Consider the following 24745-nt stretch of genomic DNA (forward strand, 5'->3'; position numbering starts at 1 on the left):
CCTGCGGGCCGGTGCGGGCTGATCGCGCAGTTCCCCGCGCCCCTGACCGCGGGCCGGTGCGGGCTGATCGCGCAGTTCCCCGCGCCCCTGACCGCGGGCCGGTGCGGGCTGATCGCGCAGTTCCCCGCGCCCCTGACCGCGGGGTGGTTCGTTCAGTGGGGTCTGCGGTGGTGGGCGGCTCGGGCCGTGAACTCCGCGTCGCGCAGCACCCGTTGGGCGTTGCCCCAGGTCAGCAGGGACAGGTCGGACTCCGGCCAGCCCCGGTCCAGGAGTTCCGCGACCAGCCGCGGGTAGCCGGAGGGGTCGGTCAGTCCGGTCGGGCGCGGGGTGCCGTGCTCGGTGCCGAAGGAGGCGCCGAGTCCCACGCAGTGCGGGCCGGCGACGGCCCGGAGGTGCTCCAGGTGGTCGGCGACCGCGTGCAGGGAGTCCCCGGTCTGCGCGGAGTCGAAGGTGACCATCGCGAGGCCGCCCGCCGCGCGGAGCGCGAGCAGCACCTCGTCGGTGACGTTGCCCGGGTGGTCGTTCAGGGCGGCCGCCGCGGTGTGGGAGACGATGACGGGGGCCTTGGAGGCGCCCGCGATCCGGCAGGCCACCATCGGCGGGCAGCCGGTCAGGTCCAGCAGCATCGCGAGCCGGTTCGCCTCCCTGACCACCTCGTGGCCGAAGGCGGTCAGGCCCTCCTGCGCCCAGGGCGCTCCCGCCGGTGCGAGCATCCGTACGCCCAGCGCGTGGAAGGCGTGCAGCACGCCGAGCGAGTCGGTGAGCGTGCGGCCCGGTACGGGCCCCAGGAACGAGGCGATGCGGCCGCGGTTGCGGGCGTCGGCCATGTCGTCGGCGGTCAGCGCCAGGCAGAGGCTGTCGGGGTAGCGGCCCACGAAGGCGCGGGCGGCGTCGATCTGTTCGAGGGTGTCGGACACCACCTGGTCGGGGACCGCGGCCTCGCTCGGCATCATCAGCGACCAGAACTGGGCGCCGACCCCGCCTGCGCGCAGCCGGGGGATGTCGGTGTCGACGCCCGGGTCGGTGGTGTCGATGTCGTGGTACGGGCTCTGGCGCAGGGTCCAGACGAGGGTGTTGTGCCCATCGGCCACGGGGTGGACGGACAGCAGCGCGGCGGCCCGTTCGAGGGAGGCGGCGGGCACCACGGCGGGCAGGTCCTCGGCCCCGACGGAGCCGGGGCCCGCGGGGGCCGTGTCGAGCGTGTACGCGGGATTCCCGGCGTGCGGTTCGTCCTGCAGGTCGGCCATGGATTCGCTCCGGTCTCGGCGGCGGCAGCAGGGAGAGCTGCTGCCACCGTGACACGCCGGGCGCCCCGGTCGCCCGGCGGATGTGGCGTTCGGGTGTATGCCGCGGGTCAACCCGCAGGTCACAGCCCCGCCGTCGCCCTGCCGAGCGGCCCGCCGCCGTGCTGCCGGGCGGGTCGGCGCCGTGCTGCCGGGCGAGTCGGCGGCCGCGGCCCGGCATTCTGTGGGCTCCGTCCCCGACCCTGCGTCGGCGAGGCTGGAGCTTTCGGGGCTCCGCCCGCGAACCCCGCGCCTCAAATGCCGGCGAGGCTGGATGGTGCCGGCGCGCCGGATTGTGGCAGCGCGCCGGATTGTGTCGGCAGGGCTGGATGGTGCCGGCGCGCTGGGTTGTGTCGGCGGGGCTGGGAATGCCGTGCAGCGGAAAAATCCAGCCGCGCTGGGGGCACCTCCCAGCGGTGGCCGGGGGAGTTTGAGCGCACCGGGCGCGAAGCGCCCGGAACAGGTTCGGGCGGAGCCCGGTCGGCGCCCGCAGCCCCGCGCCCCGCTCCCGCGGTCGGGCGGCGGGTGCCGCGGTTACGGGGCCGGGTGCAGCACCGCGTTGGAGGGGCCCCGGGACGCCGACAGCTCCCGCGACACCGCTTCCGCGTCGCGCAGCGCCCGTACCGCGTTGGACCAGGTCAGCTTGGCCAGGTCGGCCCGGGACCAGCCGCGGTGGAGGAGCTCGGCGATGAGGTTCGGGTAGCCGGCGACGTCGTCCAGCCCGGCCGGGGTGAAGGCCGTGCCGTCGTAGTCGCCGCCGATGCCGATGTGGTCGACGCCGGCGGCCTCGCGCATGTGGTCGAGGTGGTCGGCGACCGTGGCGGCGGTGGCCACCGGGCGGGGGTGCCCGGCCTCGAAGGCCCGGTGCAGGGCCATCGCCTCGGGGGTGGTGTCGAGGTGGTGGAAGCCGTGCGCGCGGAGGTTCTCGTCGGCGGCGAGGGTCCACTCGACCGCCGCGGGGAGGATGAACTTCGGCACGAACGTGGCCATCGCCACGCCGCCGTTGGCGGGCAGCCGCTCCAGGACGTCGTCGGGGACGTTGCGCGGGTGGTCGCAGACGGCCCGGGCCGAGGAGTGCGAGAAGATCACCGGCGCGGTGGAGGCCTCGATGGCGTCCCGCATCGTCGTCGTCGCGACGTGCGAGAGGTCGACGAGCATGCCGATGCGGTTCATCTCGCGGACGACCTCGCGGCCGAAGTCCGTCAGGCCGCCGTGGCGGGCCTCGTCGGTCGCCGAGTCGGCCCAGTCGATGGTGTCGTTGTGGGTGAGCGTCATGTACCGCACGCCCAGCAGGTGCAGGGCGCGCAGGGTGGCCAGCGAGTTGTTGATGGAGTGGCCGCCCTCGGCTCCCATCAGGGAGGCGATCCGGCCGTCGGCGCGGGCCGCCTCCATGTCGTCCGCCGTCAGCGCCCGCACCAGGTCGGCCGGGTAACGGTCGATCAGCTGGGCGACGGCGTCGATCTGCTCCAGGGTGGCGCTGACCGCCTGGTCGCCCGTGTAGTCCGAGCGGACGTAGACGGACCAGAACTGGGCGCCGACCCCGCCGGCGCGCAGCCGGGGGATGTCGGTGTGCAGGTGGTCGGACTGGTCGCCGGCGAGGTCGCGGCGCGCCAGGTCGTAGCGCACCTGCTGGCGCAGGGCCCAGGGCAGGTCGTTGTGGCCGTCGACGACGGGGTGCTCGGCGAGCAGGGCGCGGGCCTGGGCGAGCCGGTCCGCGGCCGCGGCGCTCACCTGGGCCGCGGCGCTCACTTGCCGAATCCGAAGGACTCCGCGCCGGCGACCTTGGCCCGCAGCCGCTTGCCCTTCTCGGTGGCCTGGTCGTTCAGCTCCTGCTGGAAGTCGCGCATCCGGCCGAGCAGCTCGGGGTCGTGGGCGGCGAGCATCCGTACGGCGAGGAGGCCGGCGTTGCGGGCCCCGGCGACGGAGACGGTGGCGACGGGAACCCCGGCGGGCATCTGGACGATCGACAGCAGGGAGTCCATGCCGTCGAGGTACTTCAGCGGGACGGGCACGCCGATGACGGGCAGCGGCGTGACGGAGGCGAGCATGCCGGGCAGGTGGGCGGCGCCGCCCGCGCCGGCGATGATCGCCTTCAGGCCGCGGTCGGCGGCCTGCTCGCCGTACTCGACCATCTCGCGGGGCATGCGGTGCGCGGAGACGACGTCGACCTCGTAGGGGATCTCGAACTCGTCGAGCGCCTGGGCGGCGGCCTCCATGACGGGCCAGTCGGAGTCCGAGCCCATGACGATGCCGATGACGGGGGTGGGGGCGGTGCCCTCGGTGCTGGGGGTGCTCATGCGGTGATCGTCCCTCGGAGGTAGCCGGCAGCGTGGCGTGCGCGCTCCAGCACATCGTCCAGGTCGTCGCCGTAGGTGTTGACGTGGCCGACCTTGCGGCCGTGTTTCACGTCCTTGCCGTACATGTGGATCTTGACCTGCGGGTCGTGGGCCATGCAGTGCAGGTATGCCGCGTACATGTCCGGGTAGTCGCCGCCGAGGACGTTGGCCATGACCGTCCAGCGGGCGCGGGGGCGCGGGTCGCCGAGGGGGAGGTCCAGGACCGCGCGGACGTGGTTGGCGAACTGGGAGGTGACGGCGCCGTCCTGGGTCCAGTGGCCGCTGTTGTGCGGGCGCATGGCCAGTTCGTTGACGAGGATGCGGCCGTCGGCGGTCTCGAAGAGCTCCACGGCCAGGTGGCCGGTCACGCCGAGCTCCTTGGCGATGCGCAGGGCCAGGGCCTGGGCCTCGCCGGCGAGCTCCTCGGAGAGGTTCGGGGCGGGGGCGATGACCGTGTCGCACACGCCGTTCACCTGGATGGACTCGACCACGGGGTAGGCCACGGCCTGGCCGTGCGGGGAGCGGACGATGTTCGCCGCGAGCTCGCGGACGTACTCGACCTTCTCCTCCGCCAGGACCGGCACGCCCGCCAGGAAGGGGGCCTCCGCCTCCTCCTCGCCGTGCACGAACCACACGCCCTTGCCGTCGTAGCCGCCGCGCACGGTCTTGAGGATGACCGGGAAACCGTCGCCCTCCGCCGCGAACGCCGCCACGTCCGCCGGATCGCGCACGATCCGGTGGCGGGGCATGGGCGCGCCGATCTCGTCGAGCTTGGCGCGCATCACCCCCTTGTCCTGGGCGTGCACCAGCGCATCGGGGCCCGGCCGGACGGGGATGCCGTCCGCTTCCAGGGCCCGCAGGTGCTCGGTGGGCACGTGCTCGTGGTCGAAGGTGATCACGTCGCAGCCGCGGGCGAAGGCGCGCAGCGTCTCCAGGTCGCGGTAGTCGCCGATGACGACGTCGCTCACGACCTGGGCCGCCGAGTCCTGCGGAGTGTCACTGAGGATCTTGAACTTGATGCCGAGGGGGATGCCCGCCTCGTGGGTCATACGGGCGAGCTGACCGCCGCCGACCATGCCGACTACCGGGAACGTCACCCCTCCAGACTATCGGCCGGTTTTCCGCGATCCGGACGCGGGGCCGCTCCGTACTCGTAGCAACATCCTGTGCGCCCTGCGTCGTGGGGCTGGAGGAACCCACAGTGCCGGAGGGCACAGACGACCCGATGGGGTGACACTTAGCATGGGTGGGCCGACCGAGAAGCGAGTGACGCTCCCGCGCGGGGGCGGCGACGGACAGGACCGACCATTAGATGAGCACGCCGGAGCAGGTATCCGCTCTCGAACGCGTACGCGGGCTCGCGCGCGAGATCGCCAAGTTCGGGGCCGTCGGAGGCCTGGGCGTGCTGGTCAACCTGGGTGTCTTCAACCTGATCCGGCACACGACGGACCTGCAGGTGGTGCGGGCCAGCGTGATAGCCACCGCCGTGGCGATCCTCACCAACTACATGGGCTTCCGGTATTTCACCTATCGGGACCGCGCCCATTCGAGGAACTCGCGCGAACTCCCGCTGTTCCTGGCGTTCAGCCTGATCGGGCTCGTGATCGAGAACGGCGTGCTCTACGCCGCGACGTACGGGCTCGGCTGGGACGGCCGGCTCGCGACGAACCTGTTCAAGTTCATCGGCATCGGCACCGCCACCGTCTTCCGGTTCTGGTCGTACCGGACCTGGGTCTTCAAGGCCCTCCCGGCGCACGCGCCCGAAGCCGCCCGCGGTGACGGCCGCGCCCGCCCCGCCGCCGCCGCGGCCGAACCGGCGCCGGAGCCCGCGGGCAAGTAACGGCGGGAGCGGGATTCCCTGCGGTGGCCCCTGCGGCAGCCCCGGCGGCCCGGCGGCAGCCCCGGCGGCCCGGGCCCGCCGGCACGCTCAGCGGACCGTCTTCTCCGGCTCCTTGCGCCCCGGCTCCGTCCGGCTCAGGAACAGCGCGAACACCGGCGGCTGCGCCTGGAGCAGCTCCAGCCGGCCCCCGTCGGCCTCCGCGAGGTCCCGCGCCACCGCCAGGCCGATGCCGGTGGAGTTGCGGCCGCTGATGGCCCGCTCGAAGATCCGGTTGCCGAGGTCGGGCGGGACGCCGGGCCCCTCGTCCGTGACCTCCAGCACCGCCTGGTTGCCGACGACCCGGGTCCGCAGGGCGACCGTGCCGCCGCCGTGCATGAGGGCGTTCTCCACGAGCGTCGCCAGGACCTGCGAGACCGCGCCGGGCGTGCCGACCGCCCGGACGCCCGTCTTCCCGGAGCGCACGATGGCCCGGCCGGCGCTGCGGTAGGCCGGCCGCCACTCCTCCACCTGCTGTTTGACGACCTCGTCCAGGTCGAAGGGGACGGCCGAGCCGGTCCGCGGGTCGCGCGAGTTCGTCAGCAGCCGCTGCACCACGTCCGTGAGCCGCTCCACCTGCGTGAGGGCGATGGTCGCCTCCTCGCGGACGGTCTCCAGGTCGTCGGTGACCGTGATCTCCTCCAGCCGCATCGACAGCGCGGTGAGAGGGGTGCGCAGCTGGTGGGAGGCGTCTGCAGCGAGCCGCCGCTCGGCGGTCAGCATCCGGCCGATCCGCTCGGCGCTGGAGTCCAGTACGTCGGCGACGCGGTCCAACTCGGGTACCCCGTACCGGCGGTGCCGGGGCCGGGGGTCGCCCGATCCCAGCCGTTCTGCGGTCTCGGCGAGGTCGGTGAGCGGGGAGGCCAGCCGGTTGGCCTGGCGTACGGCGAGCAGGACGGCGGCGACGACGGCCAGCAGGGCGACGGCGCCGACCACCGCCAGCGTCCGCACGACCTCCTGGGTGACCGTGGCCCGGGACTCCTCGACGACCACGACCTCGCCCTGCTCGCCCTTGGCGGTGCCGCGGATCACGTCGTCGGGGATGCGTTCGCCGACCTCGACGGCCGGCTGCCCGGGAACGGTGATCCGGGCGTACCGGCCGGGGTCGAGCTGCTCGGCGAGCGCGTCGGAGTCGACGGGGCGGCGCTCCAGGACGTTCGCCTCGACGATGCCCACCAGGCGAAGCGCCTCGGACTCGATGCGGTCCTGGGCGCTGCTGGTGATCGTGCGGGTCTCCACGATGACGAGGGAGACCCCGAAGACGGCGATCACGACGAGCACGACGGCGAGCGTGGAGTTGATCAGACGGCGGCGCATGGCTGGGGGAGGTCGCTCAGCTCTTCTCGAAGCGGAAGCCGACGCCGCGGACGGTGGCGATGTAGCGCGGGTTCGCGGCGTCGTCGCCCAGCTTCTTGCGGAGCCAGGAGATGTGCATGTCGAGGGTCTTGGTGGAGGACCACCAGGTGGTGTCCCAGACCTCGCGCATCAGCTGGTCGCGGGTGACGACGCGGCCGGCGTCGCGGACCAGGACCCGCAGCAGGTCGAACTCCTTGGCCGTGAGCTGGAGCTCCTCCTCCCCCATCCAGGCGCGGTGCGACTCGACGTCGATGCGCACGCCGTGCGTGGCGGGCGGCTGGGCCGTCTCGTTGGCGCCGCGCCGGAGCAGGGCCCGGACCCGGGCCAGCAGTTCGGCGAGGCGGAAGGGCTTGGTCACGTAGTCGTCGGCGCCGGCGTCCAGGCCGACCACGGTGTCGACCTCGTCCGCGCGGGCGGTGAGTACGAGGATGGGGAAGCCGTGGCCCTCGGCGCGCAGTCGGCGGGCGACCTCCAGGCCGTCCATTCCCGGCAGGCCCAGATCCAGGACGACGAGGTCCACGCCGCCCTGCAGTCCCGCGTCCAGGGCCGTGGGGCCGTCTTCCCGGACCTCGACCTCGTACCCCTCCCGGCGCAGGGCGCGGGCCAGCGGCTCGGAAATGGATGCGTCGTCCTCGGCGAGCAGTACACGCGTCATGTGGGTGATGGTAGTCCGCGGCGGCGATCCGCAGGGGCGGGCCCGCACACCCCTTTCCAACTGGACTTATGCGTGAAGGCTGTCTTCGAAAATGCCGAAACGGTTCCCGATCCTCCTGTGATCCATCTCTCAAGTCCTTTCATATGCTGCACGGTCGTGTCGTATGGTGGCGAGACGCCTGATGCACCACCTCCGGGACCTTTGCGCCGAAATCCGAGCCAAAGGTCTCAATTCTGTCCGGATTGGTCAGGGGGTCTTGACGACTTCCCCGATCGGCTTCGGTGACAGTGGACGACCTGTGGGCCGGGCCCCGTACGCGAACGATGCGAGCGAGGGCGTGGATCCCGGTTGCGGAAGTTCCCTCGCCCCCCCGCCCTCCGCGGCAGGTGCGAGACCCCGGGGCGTGGGGCCGGAACACCGCCGCCGGTTCCGGCCAACCCCCACCGGGCGCCGACCGGCTCACGAAGCCAGGCGTCCCGAGCAAGCAAGGATCGACATGGCTTCCAGCCTGACGCAGGCCTCGCCGAGCGCAGCTCACGAGAGGACCTTCCTCGGCCACCCCATCGGCCTGGCCACGCTGTTCATGACCGAGATGTGGGAGCGCTTCTCCTACTACGGCATGCGTGCGCTCCTCGTCCTGTACTTGGTCTCCGGCGGTGTGGACGCCGCGACCGGCAGCCAGGGCGGAGGCCTCGGCTTCACGGCGGCGACGGCCACGGCCATCTACTCCGTGTACGTGGCCATGGTCTACCTCATGGCCATGCCGGGCGGCTGGTTCGGCGACCGCGTCTGGGGCGCCCGCAAGACGGTCACCGTCGCCGGCGTCGTGATCATGGTGGGCCACGTGTCGCTGGCCCTGCCCGGCCAGATCGCGTTCTTCGTCGGCCTGCTGCTGGTCGCGGTCGGCTCGGGTCTGCTGAAGGCCAACATCTCCACGATGGTCGGCCACCTGTACAAGGGGGCGGACGACCCGCGCCGTGACAGTGGCTTCACGATCTTCTACATCGGCATCAACGCGGGTGCCCTCCTCGCGCCGCTCGGCATCGGCATGGTCGGCGAGCTCGTCAACTGGCACCTCGGCTTCCTGCTCGCCGCCATCGGCATGGGCCTGGGCCTGGGCATGTTCCTCGCGTTCGGCCGCACCCTGAACCCGAAGAGCAGCCTCGTCCCGAACCCGCTGACCCCGGCCGAGCGCACCGCCGTGCTCATCAAGGTCGCCGTCGTCGCGGCCGTCATCGCCGTCTTCTACGGCGCCGTGGTCGCAGCGGACATGTTCACGATCAAGTGGGCGCTGTACCCGATCACGATCGCCGGTCTGATCATCCCGGTCGCCGTCCTCGTGCGCATCAAGCGCGACAAGGACCTGTCCGCCGGCGAGCAGACCAAGATGAGCGCCTACATCTGGTTCTTCGTGGCCGCCGCCGTGTTCTGGATGATCTACGACCAGGGCGGTTCGACCCTCTCGCTGTTCGGTGACAAGAACTCCGAGCGCAGCCTGTTCGGCTGGGAAGTCCCGACCGTTCTGTTCCAGTCGCTGAACCCGCTCTTCGTGGTGGCCCTGGCCCCGATCTTCGCCGCCGCGTGGGTGGCCATGGCCCGCCGCAACCGCGAGCCCAGCACCATCGTGAAGTTCTCGGTGGCCCTGGTCATCGTCGGCGCCTCGTTCTTCGTGTTCGCCATTCCGCTGAGCCAGGTCGCCGGCAGCGACACCAAGGCCACCATGTGGTGGCTGGTGCTCATCTTCCTGATGCACACCCTCGCCGAGCTGTGCCTGTCCCCGGTCGGTCTGTCGGTCACGACCAAGATGGCGCCGCAGAAGTACGCCTCCCAGATGATGGGCGTGTGGTTCCTCGCCGTCACCGCCGGTGACTGCATCACCGGTCTGCTCGGCCTCGCCGAGGTGAAGCTGGACGGCGTCGGTGTGATCGTCTTCCAGGCGGCCGCCGCCGTGCTCGCCGGTCTGGCGATCTACATGTACCGCAAGAAGGTCAACGCGCTCATGGGCGACGTGAACTGACGCGTCCCCGCCCGTCGGGTGGAACGGCCCGGCACACCGGAAGGTGTGCCGGGCCGTTCGCGTTGCTGCGGGGCGCCGTCAGCGGGGGCTGCGGAGGCGGCGCCAGGGGGTGAAGGTGAAGACGGCGGCGCCGAGGAGGATGACCGTGCCGGCGACCAGGGCCAGGGCCCGGATGCCGCCCTCGTCCCCGGCGCCGGTGTCGGCGAGGCCGCCGGAGGTGCCGGAGCCCGCGGTGCCGGAGCCGCCGGTGGTCGGGGAGCCCGAGCCGCCGGGCTGGGCGCTGGTGTCCAGCTCCAGGGAGACGGCGCTGCTGACCGCCTTGCACGGCACGTTGATCGGCGTGGAGCCCGGAGTCATCGTGACGTCGATGGTCAGCTGGTCCGGGCTCAGCGTCACCTTGCCGGTCTTGCCCGGCTTGTAGGTGCCGGTCATGTCGCTCAGGCTGACCGGGGCCTTGTCCGGGATGGGCTCCGCGTTGGCCGGGCCGGTGACCTTGACCGTGCCGCTGTCGGCGCCGCCGAGCTTGATGTTCATGGACGGCTTGAGGGCGCCGGCCGGGAGGGCCATGGGGCTGGCCATGGCGCCCTTCGCGGTCTTGACCGTGAGGTCGAAGCTGCCGCCGTTCTTCTTGGCGTTGATGGTGACCGGGGTCTTGATGCCGCCGGGGACGACCGCGCCGCAGTCGAAGGCGACCTCGACGGGCTTGCCCGGGAAGTCGGTCTGGCCTCCTCCGCCGCCGCTGCCGCTGCCGCCGCCCCCGGTGCTGCTGCTGCCGCTGCCGCCGCTGGTCGAGCCGCCACTCGTGCTTCCACCGCTGGTGGAGCCGCCGCTGGTGGAGCCGCCGGTCGTGGAGCCGCCGGTCGTGCTGCTGCCGTCGGTGACCTTGATGGTGGCGGCGGTGCCGGCCGCCTCCTTGGGCGAGCAGTGCGTGACGAAGCCGCTGAAGTCGACGTCGTACTTGCCGGGGCTGATCGTCACGTCCCCCGCCTTCGTCAGCTTGACCTTCCCCTTCATGTCGGACATGACCATGGGCGCGTTCTTCGGGATGGGCGGGTTCTTCCGCTCTCCCTCCAGCTTCACCTCCGCGCCGAGCGCACCGGCGAGCTTCACCCAGCCGGTCGGCTTGACGGTGTCCTTGCCCAGGTCCATCAGGTCGGTGTTGTTCGAGGCGGGCTTGACGGTCTTCCACACCACCTCGACCTCGTCGCCGACCTTCGCCGTGGCCGGCGCGGTGATCGACACCGTGGTCGTGCCCTGGACCGGGCCGCCGCCTCCCGCCGGCGGGATGCACTCCACCTTGTACGAGACCTCGGCCGCCTGGGCGGGGCCGGCCGCCAGCAGGATGCCCGCGCCGCCGAACAGCAGCGCGACCGCGGCCGCACTCACCCTCCGTTGGGTCTTCACGTGTGTCCTTTCGTCGTCGGACTGTGCTCAGACGGTGCGGACGCCTGTGGTGCGGTGAACCACGGCAGGGCCGCCGTGGTGGTCGTGGTGGCCGTCCCGGCAGGGGTGGCCGGTGCCGGTGCCGGTGCCGGTGCCGGTCCGGCCGGTGGGCGGTACGGGCGGACCCGGCCCACGACGGCCATCCCCGCGCGGAACAGCCCGGCCGGGACCACCAGCAGGAGCAGGCCCCAGAACAGCAGCACCCCGTACGGCCGGGACACCCGCCACGGCTGCGTGGCCACGACCGTGTCGCCGTACTTGAGGGAGACCGTGTGGTCGCCGTGGGCGCCGGCGGCCAGGGTGACGGCGAGCCGGACCTCGGCCCTGCCGCCCGGCGGGATGGTGCCCTTCCAGCGGACCTCCTCCCACAGCGGTGCGAGCACGCCGTGCGCGGTGCCCAGTTGGAAGACGGGGTCCTTGACGGGGGCGGGCCCGAGGTTTCCGACGGTGACGGTGAACGTACGGGCGGGCGGGGCGCCGAACCAGGTCAGGATCCCGTCCTCGCCGGCCAGCCGGACCCCGCTCAGCATGGCCAGGCGCGGGGTGCCCGGCTCCGCGGGCAGCTCGGCCACCGGATGGCCGGTGATCTTCAGGGGGGCGGCGACGGTGGCCTGGTCCCCGCCCACCGAGGTGACGTTCACGACGCAGGGGCAGGGCTTGGGCGGTGCGACGACGGCGAGCCGGGCCGTGAACCGGCCGTCGTCGCCGGTCGAGACCGCGGCGCCGTCGGCGTTGGCGCAGCTGTTGGTGCCGCCGATCATGTTCTGTCCGCAGAGCAGCAGCATCACGAGGGTCTTGGCGCGCCAGCCGGTGCCGGTGACGGTGATCTCGGTGCCCTTCGCGGCCTCCTGGAGCGAGAGGGCGACGGCGGGCTTGTCCTCGGCGGCCGCCGCCGGGGTCGCGGTGGCGCCGGGGGCCAGTGCGAGGAGGCACAGCAGCAGCGCCGCCGCTGCCGCGAGCCGGGCCCCGATCGTGCCAATCACCTGGTTGCTCCCGTCAGCTCGTGGTCCGGGTCCGGGTCCGGGTCCGGGTCCGGTGTGCGGCCGGCCTCCCGTACGGGCTCCGCGGGCGCGGGCGGTCCGTGCCGGGCCCGCCGTCTGCGGACGAGGGGCAGCGCGGCCGGGGCCGCCGCGCCGAGGACGAGCAGCACGGCGCCCGCCCACCCGGCGGTCCCCCACGGCGCGAGCCGGGCGGAGGCGCGGGCGCTCGCCGGGGCGGCGCCGGGGGCGGTGACGGTCAGCGTGAGGTCGACGTCGTCGAGGCGGGGCGCGCCGGGCCACGGCTCGGACAGCCGGACCCGCTGCCCGGGCAGCAGTTCCAGCGGCAGGGCGCGGTGCGGGCGGCCGGGTACCGTGCCGAGGAGCCCCTCGGCCCGCAGGGACAGGCCGGGGGCGAGGGTCACGTTGCCGCGGTTGACCAGGGTGTAGCCGACCTCGGCGCGGGCGCCCCGGCCGCGTACGGAGACGTCTTCGACGGTCAGCGCGGCCAGGGCCGGGCCGCCGACGCGCAGGTGGACCCGTACGCCGGCCTCGCGGCCGCCGGCCTCGGCGGCGACGACGGCGGCCGGGTGGTCCCCGGGCAGGGCGGCGGGCGGCAGGGTGACGGTGAAGGGGACGACCGCGCGGGTGCGGGCCGGGATCCTCACGGTGGCCGCCGTGCCGAAGCTGATCCAGGAGCCGCCGCCGGCCGTGTCCGCGGCGGGACGCACGGCGAGGCCGCCGTCGGCCGTGTTGTGGGCGTCGGCCCCGCGCAGGGTGAGGGTGCGTTCCCGGTCGGAGGGGTTGTCGAGGGCGAGGCGGTCCTCCAGGACCGTGCCGGGCGCGCCCGCGAGGTAGAAGGCCGGGCGGGCGCTGCCGGTGCCGCCCGCGGCGGGGGCGGCCGTCCAGTCGGGCTCGTCGGCGGCGGCTGCCGGGACCGCCGGGGCGGCTGCGGCGGCGTACAGCACCGTGACCGCGAGGATCAGCGGCGCGAGCAGGCCGCGGCGGCGGGCGGGGAGCACGGGCATGGCCGGGGGTGCTCCGTTCAGGTGCGGGCCTGGCGGCGGCGCCGGGTCAGCCAGAGCAGGCCGGCGGCGCCGGACAGGAGCACGGTGCCGCCGAGGGTGCCGAGCGCGGTGACGGAGTCGGCGGGACCGGTCTGCGGGAGCGAGTCGACCCCGGCGCCCCCGGAACCTGCGCCCCCGGAACCGGACCCGGAGCCGGATCCCGTCCCCGGTCCGGCGGCGGCCGTCACGTCCAGTTCCAGGGAGGGCTTCGGGCTGTTGCCGGGGGTGCAGGTGGTGGTGGTCCCCATGGCCTTGATGGTGAGCACGCCCGCGGTGAAGGTGACCTTGCCGGCCTTCTTCGGGGTGTAGGTGCCCGAAAGGTCGGTGATCTTGATGGGGGTGTTCGGGGGAATCGCCTCGGCGTTGGCCGGGCCCGAGACCGGGACGGAGCCCTGGTCCGCGCCGCCGAGCACGATGACCGCGCTCGGGTTCATCGCCCCCGTGCCGAGCTCGATGGGGCTGGACGAGACGCCCTTCTGGAAGGACATCGTCAGCTTGTAGCCGTCGCCCTGCTTGACGGCCTTGATGTCGATGGGCGAGACGGCGGACTTGTCCCCGATGGGGGTCTTGCAGTCGTAGGCGACGTCGACGACGTCGGCGTGCGCCGCGGGAGCCGCGGTCAGCAGGGCCGCCGATCCGGCCAGCGCGGCGGCCAGCGCGAGCGCGGTGGAGCGTATCCGGTTGGGCACCTTCGTCTTCCCCTCGGGCCGCACGTTACTGACGACACATCAGATTGGGGCCACAAGGTACGCCCGGGACCCTGCAAGGGGAAGACAAAGGACGCGCGGATCGGGCGCGGCGGATCAGGCCGCGCGGACACCCCGCTGCCAGACCGCCGACACCAGCGGCACTCCGGGCCGGTAGGCCAGGTGCACATGGCTCGGGGCGTCCAGCAGGGCCAGGTCGGCGCGGGCACCTGCGGTGAGCACGCCGATGTCGGTGCGGCGCAGCGCGCGGGCGCCGCCGGCGGTGGCCGCCCAGACGGCCTCGTCGGGGGTCATCCGCATGTCCCGGACGGCGAGCGCGATGCAGAACGGCATGGAGCTCGTGTACGAGGACCCCGGGTTGCAGTCGGTGGACAGCGCCACCGTCGCACCCGCGTCCAGCAGCCGGCGGGCGTCGGGCCACTGGGCGCGGGTGGAGAACTCGGCGCCCGGCAGCAGGGTGGCGACGGTGGTGTCCGCGGCCTGGGCGAGGGCGTCGACGTCGGCGTCGGTGAGGTGGGTGCAGTGGTCGGCGGAGGCCGCGCCCAGCTCGACCGCCAGCTGCACGCCGGGACCGTAGGTGAGCTGGTTGGCGTGGACGCGCGGGATCAGGCCGGCGGCGGCGCCCGCGGTCAGGATCGCCCGGGCCTGGTCGCCGTCGAAGGCGCCCTTCTCGCAGAACACGTCGACCCAGCGGGCGTACGGGGCGCAGGCCTCCAGCATCTCGCCGGTGACGAGGTCGACGTACGCGGCCGGGTCCTCGGCGTAGTCCGGGGAGACGATGTGCGCGCCGAGGTAGGTGACCTCCTCGGTGTGCTCGGCCGCGATCCGCAGGGCGCGGGCCTCGTCGGCGACGGTGAGGCCGTAGCCGGACTTGGTCTCGAACGTGGTCGTGCCCTGGCGGCGGGCCTCGTCGAGGTGGCGCACCAGGTTGGCCTCCAGCTCCGCGTCGGAGGCGGCGCGGGTGGCGGCGACGGTGGTGCGGATGCCGCCGGCGGAGTAGCTGCGGCCGGACATGCGGGCGTTGAACTCGGCGGTGCGGTCGCCGGCGAAGACGAGGTGGGAGTGGGAGTCGACGAAGCCGGGGATGACGGCTCGGCCCTGCGCGTCGAAGGCGGTGTCGGCGGACGGGGCCTTGGCCGCCTCGCCGACCCAGGCGACGGTGTCGCCGTCGATGACGACGGCGGCGTCCTGGATGAGGCCGAGGGGGGTGTTGTCGCCTTGGGCGGGGTCGTTGGTGACCAGGCTGCCGATGTTCGTGACGAGGGTGGTGGTCATGGCTTCCTCTCAGAGGTGTCTCCCCCCACCCCGCCCCTTCCCGCTGTACCGGATATGCGGCTCCGCCGCGTGGCGGGGCTCCGCCGCGTGGCGGAGCCCCGCCCCGGACCCGGTTCCGGACGCTTCGCGCCCGGTGCGCTCAAACTCCCCCGGCTACCGCTGGGAGGTGCCCCCAGCGCGGGCTGGATCTTCCAGCCTCGCCGGCGTTTGAGGCGCGGGGTCCGGGGCGGAGCCCCGGCAGTCCAGCCCCGCCGGCGTTTGAGGCGCCGGGGTCCGGGGGCCGGGGTCCACGGTTTCGGGAAGGGGCGGGGTGGGGGGAAAGAAGGGCGTCAGCCGCGGACGGCCGCGATGGATTCGGCGAGGGCGGACGGGACGTCGGGGACGAGGGTGTGGGCGCCGTCCCGGACGATGTGGCGGCCGCCGACCACCGTGTGGCGGACATCCGCGGCCGAGGCCGCGAACACGGCCGTCTCGGCGCCCAGCCGCGGCAGCGGTCCGGCGGTGCGGACCGTGTCCAGCGCAATGGTGGTGAAATCGGCCGGCGCGCCCACTTCCAGGCGGCCCGCGTCCGGCAGGCCGAGCGCGGCGTGGCCGTCCGCCGTGGCCGCGGCGAGCAGGGCGGCCGCCGTCCAGTGGCCACGCGTCCGGCTGCGCAGCCGCTCGTTCAGCTCCATCGCGCGCGCCTCCTCCAGGAGGTCGATGACGGCGTGGCTGTCGCTGCCCAGCGACAGCGGGCTGCCGGCCTGCTGGAGCCGGCCGGCCGGGCCGATGCCGTCGGCGAGGTCGCGTTCGGTGGTGGGGCACATGCAGGTGCCGGTGGCGGTGCCGCCGAGGAGGGCGATGTCGCCGTCGGTGAGGTGCGTGTTGTGGACGCCGGTGGTGCGCGGGCCGAGGACGCCGTGGTCGGCGAGGAGCTGGGTGGGCGTCCGGCCGTGGGCGGCCTGGCAGGCGTCGTTCTCGGCGGTCTGCTCGGACAGGTGGACGTGCAGCGGGGCCTGCCGCTCGTCCGCCCAGCGGGCGACGGTGGCGAGCTGGTCGGCGGGGACGGCCCGCACGGAGTGGACGGCCGCGCCGATCAGGGCGTGCCCGCGCGGCTTGAGGGCCGAGACGCGTTCGGCCCAGGCTTCGGCAGTGCCGTCGGAGAACCGCCGCTGGTGCTCGTTGGGGGCCTCGCCGAAACCGGAGGAGAGGTAGGCGGTGTCGAGGAGGGTGATGCGGATGCCGGCGGCCGCGGCGGCCTCGATGAGGGCCTCGCCCATGGCGTTGGGGTCGGCGTACGGGGTGCCGCCGGGCGCGTGGTGGACGTAGTGGAACTCGCCGACGTTGGTAATGCCGGCCAGGGCCATTTCGGCGTACACCGCGCGGGCGAGGTCGAAGTAGCTGTCGGGGGTGAGGTTCTGGGCGACCTTGTACATGACGTCGCGCCAGGTCCAGAAGGTGCCCGAGCCGACCTGGACGACCGAGCGCAGGGCCCGGTGGAAGGCGTGGCTGTGGGCGTTGGCCAGGCCGGGGACGGTCAGGCCGCGCAGGACCTCCGCGCCGGGGGGCGGGGTGGCGGTGCCGGTCCGCAGGGCGGCGATCCGCCCGTCGTCGGACACGTCCAGGGCAACGCCCGGCTCGACACTGCTGCCGAGCCAGGCGTGCTCCAGCCAGTACGTCTTCAACGCGCGCATGTTCAACGACATGCCAGGCCTTCCAGTACGTCGGCGAGGGCGAGGACGCCGGCCACGCAGTCGTCCTCGGGGGCGAACTCCCGCGGGGAGTGGGAGACGCCGGTGGGGTTGCGCACGAACAGCATGGCGGTCGGGACGGAGGCGGAGAGGATTCCCGCGTCGTGTCCCGCGCCGGTGCCGAGGACGGGGACGGATCCGCCGAGGATCCGGTTGATCTCGTCGCGCAGGGCGTGCTCGAACTCGACGACCGGGGTGAAGGACTCCCGGACGACGGCGAGGTCGATGCCGTCCTTGTCGGCGCGCTCGCGGGCGGCCTTCTCGATGGCGGTGACCACGGTGTCGAGGGTGGCCTGGTCGGCGGCGCGGGAGTCGAGCCAGCCCCGCACCAGGGAGGGGATGGCGTTGACCCCGTTGGGCTCGACGGTGATCTTGCCGAAGGTGGCGACGGCCCCGGCGAGCACGGCCTCGGTACGGGCGGCCAGCACGGTCTCGGCGTAGGTGAGCATCGGGTCGCGCCGGTCGACGAGGCGGGTGGTGCCCGCGTGGTTGGCCTCGCCGTGGAAGTCGAACCGCCAGCGGCCGTGCGGCCAGATGGCGGAGGCGATGCCGACGGAGTCGCCGGACAGGTCGAGGGCGCGGCCCTGTTCGACGTGCAGCTCGACGAACGCGCCGATGCGGGCGAGGCGTTCGGGGTCGGCCCCGATGGTGTCGGGGTCGTAGCCGGCGGCCTCCATGGCCTGCGGGAGGCTGATGCCGTCGGCGTCGCGCAGCTCGAACGCCTTCTCCTTGGTCAGCTGCCCGGAGGTGAGGCGGGAGCCGACGCAGGCGAGCCCGAAGCGGGCGCCCTCCTCGTCGCCGAAGTTGACGATGGCGAGGGGGCGCTTGAACTGGACGCCGCGGGCGCGGAGTTCGTCGAGCGCTGCGAAGGCGGACACGACGCCGAGGGGGCCGTCGAAGGCGCCGCCGTCGGGGACGGAGTCCAGGTGGGAGCCGGTGACGACGGCGTCACCGGCGGTCGGGTCGCCGAGCCAGGCCCACTGGTTGCCGTTGCGGTCGGTCTCGACGTCGAGGCGGCGGGCCTCCGCCTGCATGCGGAACCAGAGCCGGCAGTCGGCGTCGGCGCCGGTCCAGGCGTAGCGGCGGTAGCCGCCGGAGGCGGGGGGGGGGGGGGGGGGGGGGGGGGGGGGGCCGGGGGGGGGGGGGGGGGGGGGGGGGGGGGGGGGGGGGGGGGGGGGCCCCCCCCCCACGCCCACATGGCGTGGAAGCTCTGGCTCACGCGGAGGCCTCGGCGTCGCCCTCGCGCATCGGGACGCGCACGCCCTTGGCGTCGGCCACCGACTCGGCGATGTCGTAGCCGGCGTCGACGTGCCGGATGACGCCCATGCCGGGGTCGTTGGTGAGGACGCGGCGGACCTTCTCGCCGGCGAGGGCCGTGCCGTCGGCGACGGTGACCTGTCCGGCGTGGATGGAGCGGCCCATGCCGACGCCGCCGCCGTGGTGGATGGAGACCCAGGAGGCGCCGGAGGCCACGTTGACCATGGCGTTGAGCAGCGGCCAGTCGGCGATGGCGTCGGAGCCGTCGAGCATGGCCTCGGTCTCGCGGTACGGGGAGGCGACGGAGCCGCAGTCGAGGTGGTCGCGGCCGATGGCCAGCGGGGCGGCCAGCTCGCCGGAGGCGACCATGTCGTTGAAGCGCTCGCCGGCCTTGTCGCGCTCGCCGTAGCCGAGCCAGCAGATGCGGGCGGGCAGGCCCTGGAAGTGGACGCGCTCGCCGGCCATCTTGATCCAGCGGTGCAGGGACTCGTTCTCCGGGAAGAGCTCCAGCATCGCCTTGTCGGTCTTGGCGATGTCGGAGGCCTCGCCGGACAGGGCGGCCCAGCGGAAGGGGCCCTTGCCCTCGCAGAACAGCGGGCGGATGTAGGCCGGGACGAAGCCGGGGAAGGCGAACGCGCGGTCGTAGCCGGCCAGCTGGGCCTCGCCGCGGATGGAGTTGCCGTAGTCGAAGACCTCGGCGCCGGCGTCCATGAAGCCGACCATGGCCTCGACGTGCTTGGCCATGGACTCGCGGGAGCGGGTGGTGAAGCCGGCCGGGTCCTTGGCGGCGGCGTCGGCCATGTCCTCGAAGGCGACGCCGACCGGCAGGTACGACAGCGGGTCGTGGGCCGAGGTCTGGTCGGTGACGATGTCGATCGGGGCGCCCTCGGCGAGCATCTGCGGGAGCAGTTCGGCGGCGTTGCCGAGGAGGCCGATGGACAGCGGCCTGCGCTGGTCGCGGGCCTCGGTGGCGAGCTGGAGGGCGTGGGCGAGGTTGTCGGCCTTGACGTCCAGGTAGCGGTGCTCGATGCGGCGCTCGATGGCGCGCGGGTCGCAGTCGATGCAGATCGCGACGCCGTCGTTCATGGTGACGGCGAGCGGCTGGGCGCCGCCCATGCCGCCGAGGCCGGCGGTGAGGGTGATGGTGCCCGCGAGGGTGCCGCCGAACTTCTTCGCGGCGACGGCGGCGAAGGTCTCGTAGGTGCCCTGGAGGATGCCCTGGGTGCCGATGTAGATCCAGGACCCGGCGGTCATCTGGCCGTACATGGTCAGGCCGAGGTGCTCCAGGCGGCGGAACTCCTCCCAGTTGGCCCAGTCGCCGACCAGGTTGGAGTTGGCGAGGAGGACGCGGGGGGCCCACTCGTGGGTCTGCATGACGCCGACCGGGCGGCCGGACTGGACGAGCATGGTCTCGTCCTGCTTGAGGGTGCGCAGGGTGCGGACCATGGCGTCGAAGGAGCGCCAGTCGCGGGCCGCCTTGCCCGTGCCGCCGTAGACGACGAGCTTGTCGGGGTGCTCGGCGACCTCGGGGTCGAGGTTGTTCTGCAGCATCCGGAGGGCGGCTTCCTGCTGCCATCCCAGGGCGCTGAGCTCGGTGCCGCGCGCGGCTCGTACCGGTCGGGGTCCTGACATGGCATTGCCTCCTGGCTGGCGAAGTGGCGTGCTGTAGGTAATTCCATTCACATCTTCTCCGGCTGAATAGATCCAGTCAACAGCTGCGGGTCGGCGCGCCGGATGATGGGATGGCGGACATGGCTGCCGACATGCACGCGCAGGGCGCCGCCGAGCGCCGCGACCTGGCCGTACGGGCCGCCGTCGAGCAGGGTCTCGTCGGCGGGTCGGATCCGGCTCCGCCGCTGGTCTGCCTGCTGGACACGGCCGGGATCCGGGAGTCCGCCGCCGCCCTGGCGGGCGCGTTCGCGGCCGCGCTGCCGCCCGGGACCCCCGTCCTGCACGCCTTCGCGGTCAAGGCCGCGCCGCTGGTGCCGGTGCTGCGGCTGCTCGCCGACGCGGGCCTCGGCTGCGAGGCGGCCAGCCCCGGCGAGCTGGCCCTGGCCCGGGCCGCGGGCCTGCCGGCGGAGCGGACGGTGCTGGACTCCCCCGCCAAGACCGCGGCCGAGCTGCGGGAGGCCCTCGCCCTCGGGATCGCCGTCAACGCCGACAACCGGCAGGAGCTGGAGCGGCTCGACGCCCTGGTCGCGGAGCGGCCGGCCGGCGCCGTGCCCCCGATCGGCGTACGGATCAACCCCCAGACGGGCGCGGGCGCCATCGACGCGCTGTCCACGGCCACCGCCACCTCGAAGTTCGGCATCGCGCTGCGCGACCCGGGCGCGCGGGAATGGCTCGTACGGGCGTACCTGGACCGCCCGTGGCTGACCCGGCTGCACACCCACTCGGGCTCGCAGGGGGTGCCGCTGCCGCTGATCGCGCAGGGCGTGCGGGAGCTGCACGCACTGGCCGAGGAGATCAACGCGGCGGCCGGGCGCCGCCAGGTCGACACCCTCGACATCGGCGGCGGCCTGCCGGTGAACTTCGCCTCGGACGCGCACACCCCGACCTTCGCCGAGTACGTCGGGGTGCTGCGGGAGGCGGTGCCGGCGCTGTTCGACGGGTCGTACGGCCTGGTCACCGAGTTCGGCCGGGCGCTGCTGGCCAAGCACGGGCTGGTCCTCACCCGGGTGGAGTACACGAAGACGACGGGCGCCCGGGCGATCGCCCTCACCCACGCGGGCGTACAGCTGGCCACCCGGACCGTGTACGCGCCGGCGGCGTGGCCGGTGCGGATCCTGCCGTACGACGCGAAGGGCGCCCCGAAGACGGGCCCGCCCGTCGCCCAGGACGTCGCCGGCCCGGCCTGCTTCGCCGGCGACCTGCTGGCCACGGCCCGGGAGCTGCCGGAGCTGGCCCCGGGGGACCTGGTCGCCGTACCGGACACCGGCGCGTACTTCTTCACCGCCCACTACGGCTACAACAGCCTGCCGCGGCCGGCGGTGCACGGCTTCACGGTGCGCCCGTCCGGCGGGGTCCGCTTCGCCCTGGCCCGCCCGCCCCAGACCCCGGCGGACATCGTGGCGGAGGCGGGCGGCGACCTCCGCGACACCCTGCTGTGACGGGGCGCGACGCGGACCGGGCAGGGCCGGGCGCCGACCGGGCCCCGTGAGGGGCGCTGGGAACTGCGCGACCAGCCCCCACCGGCCCGCGGTGTCATGACCGGACTCCCGGCGGACCGCTCAGGCCAGGACCGCCCGCAGGGCCGGGGCGTAGGCCGCGACCAGGGCGGTGCGGTCGAGGGCGGTGACCGCCGGGACGCGCAGCAGGTAGCGGGTCAGCGCCAGCCCCAGCAGCTGCGAGACGACCAGGCCCGCGCACGCCGCCGCCCGCTCCGGCCCGAGGGCGGCGGCCAGGGCGGGGAAGGCCTGCCCGGCGAAGACGGCGCGGACCCGGGCGGCGGCCTGCTCGTTGGTCACCGCCGACCGCAGCAGGACCAGCAGGGCGTCGTCGGCCGGGTCGCCCTCCCAGCGGTCGAGGAAGTGCCCCAGCACGGTCTCGGCCAGGCGGTCGGCGGGCACCGCGGAGAGGTCGGGGATCCGCAGGTCGGGCTCGTCCTCGCCACCACCCTCGCCGCCGCCGCCCTCGCCGCCGCCGCCCTCGCTGCCGCCGGCTGCCGCCGCCAGCGCCGCGTCGAAGAGCCCTTGCTTGCTGCCGAAGTACCGCATGACCATCGACGGGTCGATGCCCGCGTCCGCCGCGACGGCCCGGATGGTCGTGCGTTCGTAGCCCTGTGCGGCGAAGCGCTCCCGCGCGGCGCGCAGGATCGCGGCCTTGGTGCGCGCCCCTTGTGTCATGCCAACAAGCGTAGGCCAACAACCGTTGACATACCAGCAGTGCAGGCGCATGCTGATGCCAACAGTTGTTGGCCAACACTTGTTGGCACACCTGAGGAGGTCGCCATGACCAGCACCCCCGCACTCTCCCTCCCCGCCCGGACCGACGTCGCGATCGTCGGCGCCGGCCCCACCGGGCTGGCCCTCGCCGTGACCCTCGCCGAGGCCGGCGTCGACTTCGTCCTCCTCGACCGCCAGGCCGAGGGCGCCAACACCTCCCGCGCCGGGGTCGTCCACGCCCGCACCCTGGAGGTGTTCGACGAGCTCGACCCGTCCGGCGCCCTGTCCGCGGAGCTGATCGGCCGCGGCATCCCCGTCTCCCGGTTCCGGATCCGCGACGGGGCCCGCCCGGTCGCCACCCTCTCCTTCGACGGCCTGCGCCGGCGTACCGCGCACCCGTACGCGCTGATGGTCCCCCAGTACGAGACCGAGGCCGTGCTCCTGGCCCGCCTGCGGGCCCTCGGCGGCGACGTGCACCGCCCGTACGAGGTCACCGGCGTCACCCAGGACGCCGACGGGGTGACCCTCACCACCGCCGACGGCCAGACCCTGCGGGCCGGCCGTGCCGTCGGCGCCGACGGCATGCACAGCACGGTCCGCGAGGCCTCCGGCATCCCGTTCACCGGCGCCTCCTACGCGGAGTCGTTCGTCCTCGCCGACGTGGTCATGGACTGGGCGCCCGGCCCGCGCGAGGTCTCGCTGACCTTCGGCCCCGTCGGACCGACCATCGTGGCCCCGCTGCCCGGCGGCCGCTACCGGGTCGTCGCCACCGTCGCCGAGGCCGCCCCCGCCGCGCCGGACCTCGCCTACATGCAGCGGCTGCTGGACGGGCTCGCCCCCGGCCAGGCCACCGTCCGCGACCTCGCCTGGTCGTCCCGGTTCCGGATCCACCACCGGGTCGCCGACCGCTACCGGGCGGGCCGCCTGCTGCTGGCCGGGGACGCCGCCCACGTCCACAGCCCGGCCGGCGGCCAGGGCATGAACACCGGCATCCAGGACGGGTACGCACTCGGCCGCGCCCTCGCCGCCGGAAACGTCGACGGGTACGAGGCCGCCCGCCGGCCCGTCGCCCTGCGCGTGGTGGCCCTCACCGACCGCATGACCCGCTTCTCCACCACCCGCAACCCGGCCCTGCGCCTGGCCCGCAACACCGGGCTGCGCCTCGTCGCCGGAGTCCCGGCCCTGAACAACCGCGCCGCGGCCGAACTGGCGGAACTCAACTACCGCTGACGACGGGCCCGTGCGGGCGGCGTCACTCCGCCCGTACGGGCCCGAGCGGCGGCGGCCCTACTCGACGAACAGCCCGCGGGCCGCGGCCCGGGCGTCGAAGGCCTCCAGCCGGGCCTGGGCGTCCGGCAGGGCGTCGGCCATCGCCTCCAGCAGCACCCGCCCCAGCAGCATCGGCGCGCACGCCGTGTCGAAGGCCAGCCCGGTGCCGACGGGCGCCGGGATCAGCAGGTCCGAGTACCGTGCGACCGGCGCGAAGGCCGATTCGGCGACCGTCACCACCGTCAGCCCCGCCGTCCGCGCGTGCTCCAGCGCCTCGGCCACCTCCCGCGGGTACCGGGGCAGTGCGAAGCAGAGCAGGGCCGAGGCGCCGGCCCCGGCGGCCGCGTCGATCCGGTCGGCCAGCATCGAGCCGCCCTCGTCGAGGAGCCGTACGTCCGGGTGCACCTTGGCCGCGAAGTACGCGAAACCGCGCGCCTGCGAGGACGCCGCCCGCAGCCCCAGCACAGGCAGCGGGGACGATCCGGCGAGCAGCCGGCCCGCCTCCTCCACCGGCGCGGGGTCGGCGAGCATGGCCGAGAGCCGCCGGAGGTTCTCGATCTCCCCCTGCACGGCCTGCTGGTACTCGTTGTAGGCCGCCGGCTGCGGTTCCTCGGCCCGCTCGGCGGGCGGGGCCACCTCCCGCAGGTGCCGGCGCAGCGCCGGGTACCCGTCGAAACCGAGCGCGACCGCGAACCGGGTCACCGACGGCTGGCTCACGCCGGCCAGCTCGGCGAGCTCCACGCTCGACAGGAACGGCACCTCCGTCGCGCCCCGGACCATGCAGTGGGCGATCCGCCGCTGGGTTGGCGTCAGCCGGTGCCCCTCGAACAGCTTCTGCAGCCGCGCCGCCGGGCTGTCGCTCATCCCGACCCCTCCGTCCCCGTACCCATTCAGTCACCGAGCACTCTGCATGCGCTTATGCAGGACGGCAAGCGGCTGCCCGCTTCCCGAGACGCGGCGACCGGCATGTGGCGACGGGCGCACAACGAAGGGCTCCCCCGTACGGTATGCACGGGGGAGCCCTCGGAGTGACGGGTTCCGGAACGGGCTAGGCGGCGAGGAGCTTCTGCTTCGCCTGCTGGAACTCGGCCTCGGTGATCGCGCCCCGCTCCTTCAGGTCGGCCAGCGCGGCCAGCTCCGATGCGCTGCCGCCCGTGCCGGACGTCGTGGCGGCGTCGCGGACGTACGCCTTGAAGGCCGCGTCCGCATCTGCCGCGCTCTTCATGTCGCGCTCGGCCATCCCCTTCCCGCGGGCGATGAGGTACACGAGGATGCCGAGGAACGGCAGGATCACCACGAAGATCGTCCAGCCGGCCTTGCCCCAGCCACCCATGTCCTGGCTCCGGAAGATGTCAGTGAGGATCTTGAAGAGCAGGAAGAACCACAGGACCCACAGGAATATCAGGAGCATGGTCCAGAAGAGGTTGAGGAGCGGGTAATCGTCCATCTGAGCCTCCCGGAGGCTTGGTTGCCCCCCGATCATTCACCGTTCAGGTATAGCCCGAACGCCCGGGCGCCGCACCCGCAGGACGGCCTTCCGGGCGACGGGGCCCGTTTGCGGGGCCGAGGCGGCTGTGCCAGCTTGAGTGGGCGGGGGCTCGGGGACTCGGGGG

Annotated in this window: 21 protein-coding genes; 4 read left to right on the forward strand and 17 right to left on the reverse strand. The window is 73.8% G+C overall.

The window, feature by feature from the left end; all coding sequences use genetic code 11:
• Positions 1-152 precede the first annotated feature (152 nt).
• The 4 genes from ACIQUT_RS19940 to ACIQUT_RS19955 form a co-directional block, all read right to left on the reverse strand.
• On the reverse strand, positions 153-1247 hold the full coding sequence (locus ACIQUT_RS19940) for a membrane dipeptidase (RefSeq protein ID WP_403564241.1): 1095 nt from the start codon (positions 1245-1247) through the stop codon (positions 153-155).
• 570 nt (positions 1248-1817) lie between these two features.
• Positions 1818-3032: a dipeptidase gene (locus ACIQUT_RS19945; protein WP_403564242.1), complete on the reverse strand. Its 1215-nt coding sequence runs from the start codon at positions 3030-3032 to the stop codon at positions 1818-1820.
• Positions 3029-3580 (reverse strand): 5-(carboxyamino)imidazole ribonucleotide mutase, encoded by a 552-nt coding sequence (gene purE, locus ACIQUT_RS19950; protein WP_403564243.1) that lies wholly within the window; start codon positions 3578-3580, stop codon positions 3029-3031. The genes ACIQUT_RS19945 and purE overlap by 4 nt, the downstream gene beginning before the upstream one ends.
• The gene (locus ACIQUT_RS19955) at positions 3577-4695 is read right to left on the reverse strand and encodes a 5-(carboxyamino)imidazole ribonucleotide synthase (RefSeq protein ID WP_403564436.1); all 1119 of its coding nucleotides are present in this window, start codon (positions 4693-4695) and stop codon (positions 3577-3579) included. Before ACIQUT_RS19955 ends, purE begins: the two co-directional genes overlap by 4 nt.
• A 236-nt stretch (positions 4696-4931) precedes the next feature.
• On the opposite strand from ACIQUT_RS19955, the gene ACIQUT_RS19960 reads away from it, so the two are divergent.
• A complete protein-coding gene (locus ACIQUT_RS19960; protein ID WP_403564244.1) occupies positions 4932-5459 on the forward strand; it encodes a GtrA family protein in 528 nt (175 codons plus the stop codon).
• 87 nt (positions 5460-5546) lie between these two features.
• Here the strand turns inward: ACIQUT_RS19960 and ACIQUT_RS19965 are convergent, their stop codons facing one another.
• Both ACIQUT_RS19965 and ACIQUT_RS19970 read right to left on the reverse strand, forming a co-directional pair.
• The gene (locus ACIQUT_RS19965; RefSeq protein WP_403564245.1) at positions 5547-6812 is read right to left on the reverse strand and encodes an ATP-binding protein; all 1266 of its coding nucleotides are present in this window, start codon (positions 6810-6812) and stop codon (positions 5547-5549) included.
• A 16-nt stretch (positions 6813-6828) separates the two neighbouring features.
• Positions 6829-7506 (reverse strand): response regulator transcription factor, encoded by a 678-nt coding sequence (locus ACIQUT_RS19970; protein ID WP_215139424.1) that lies wholly within the window; start codon positions 7504-7506, stop codon positions 6829-6831.
• A 496-nt stretch (positions 7507-8002) separates the two neighbouring features.
• Between ACIQUT_RS19970 and ACIQUT_RS19975 the strand changes: the two genes are divergently transcribed.
• On the forward strand, positions 8003-9523 hold the full coding sequence (locus tag ACIQUT_RS19975; protein ID WP_403564246.1) for a peptide MFS transporter: 1521 nt from the start codon (positions 8003-8005) through the stop codon (positions 9521-9523).
• A 78-nt stretch (positions 9524-9601) separates the two neighbouring features.
• Here ACIQUT_RS19975 and ACIQUT_RS19980 read toward each other — a convergent pair whose 3' ends face one another.
• The 8 genes from ACIQUT_RS19980 to hutU form a co-directional block, all read right to left on the reverse strand.
• Positions 9602-10909 (reverse strand): hypothetical protein, encoded by a 1308-nt coding sequence (locus ACIQUT_RS19980; protein ID WP_403564247.1) that lies wholly within the window; start codon positions 10907-10909, stop codon positions 9602-9604.
• A 14-nt stretch (positions 10910-10923) separates the two neighbouring features.
• On the reverse strand, positions 10924-11949 hold the full coding sequence (locus ACIQUT_RS19985) for a neocarzinostatin apoprotein domain-containing protein (RefSeq protein WP_403564248.1): 1026 nt from the start codon (positions 11947-11949) through the stop codon (positions 10924-10926).
• The gene (locus tag ACIQUT_RS19990) at positions 11946-12971 is read right to left on the reverse strand and encodes a hypothetical protein (RefSeq protein WP_403564249.1); all 1026 of its coding nucleotides are present in this window, start codon (positions 12969-12971) and stop codon (positions 11946-11948) included. The genes ACIQUT_RS19985 and ACIQUT_RS19990 overlap by 4 nt, the downstream gene beginning before the upstream one ends.
• 17 nt (positions 12972-12988) lie before the next feature.
• Positions 12989-13699 (reverse strand): LPXTG cell wall anchor domain-containing protein, encoded by a 711-nt coding sequence (locus ACIQUT_RS19995; protein WP_403564250.1) that lies wholly within the window; start codon positions 13697-13699, stop codon positions 12989-12991.
• 114 nt (positions 13700-13813) lie between these two features.
• Positions 13814-14992, reverse strand: a complete 1179-nt coding sequence (gene hutI, locus ACIQUT_RS20000) for an imidazolonepropionase (RefSeq protein WP_403564251.1) — start codon at positions 14990-14992, stop codon at positions 13814-13816.
• A gap of 329 nt (positions 14993-15321) precedes the next feature.
• Positions 15322-16677: a formimidoylglutamate deiminase gene (locus tag ACIQUT_RS20005; RefSeq protein WP_403564252.1), complete on the reverse strand. Its 1356-nt coding sequence runs from the start codon at positions 16675-16677 to the stop codon at positions 15322-15324.
• Positions 16668-17918: an allantoate amidohydrolase gene (locus tag ACIQUT_RS20010; RefSeq protein ID WP_403564253.1), complete on the reverse strand. Its 1251-nt coding sequence runs from the start codon at positions 17916-17918 to the stop codon at positions 16668-16670. Before ACIQUT_RS20010 ends, ACIQUT_RS20005 begins: the two co-directional genes overlap by 10 nt.
• Positions 17919-17937: 19 nt before the next feature.
• A complete protein-coding gene (gene hutU / locus ACIQUT_RS20015) occupies positions 17938-19611 on the reverse strand; it encodes a urocanate hydratase (protein ID WP_403564254.1) in 1674 nt (557 codons plus the stop codon).
• A 119-nt stretch (positions 19612-19730) separates the two neighbouring features.
• Here hutU and ACIQUT_RS20020 point away from each other — a divergent pair, with 119 nt between their 5' ends.
• A complete protein-coding gene (locus ACIQUT_RS20020; RefSeq protein ID WP_403564255.1) occupies positions 19731-21089 on the forward strand; it encodes a diaminopimelate decarboxylase in 1359 nt (452 codons plus the stop codon).
• 120 nt (positions 21090-21209) lie between these two features.
• On the opposite strand, the gene ACIQUT_RS20025 is transcribed toward ACIQUT_RS20020, so the two are convergent.
• Entirely contained in the window at positions 21210-21824 is a 615-nt protein-coding gene (locus ACIQUT_RS20025) for a TetR family transcriptional regulator (protein ID WP_403564256.1), read from the reverse strand.
• Between the two features lie 105 nt (positions 21825-21929).
• Between ACIQUT_RS20025 and ACIQUT_RS20030 the strand changes: the two genes are divergently transcribed.
• Positions 21930-23093, forward strand: coding sequence for an FAD-dependent oxidoreductase (locus tag ACIQUT_RS20030; protein ID WP_403564257.1), 1164 nt, complete (start codon positions 21930-21932; stop codon positions 23091-23093).
• A gap of 57 nt (positions 23094-23150) precedes the next feature.
• Here the strand turns inward: ACIQUT_RS20030 and ACIQUT_RS20035 are convergent, their stop codons facing one another.
• On the reverse strand, positions 23151-23996 hold the full coding sequence (locus ACIQUT_RS20035) for a MurR/RpiR family transcriptional regulator (protein ID WP_403564258.1): 846 nt from the start codon (positions 23994-23996) through the stop codon (positions 23151-23153).
• Positions 23997-24180: 184 nt separating this feature from the next.
• Positions 24181-24579 (reverse strand): SHOCT domain-containing protein, encoded by a 399-nt coding sequence (locus tag ACIQUT_RS20040; protein ID WP_403564259.1) that lies wholly within the window; start codon positions 24577-24579, stop codon positions 24181-24183.
• Between the last annotated feature and the right edge of the window lie 166 nt (positions 24580-24745).

Source organism: Streptomyces sp. NPDC090445, from assembly GCF_044769385.1.
Classification (GTDB): Bacteria; Actinomycetota; Actinomycetes; order Streptomycetales; family Streptomycetaceae; genus Streptomyces.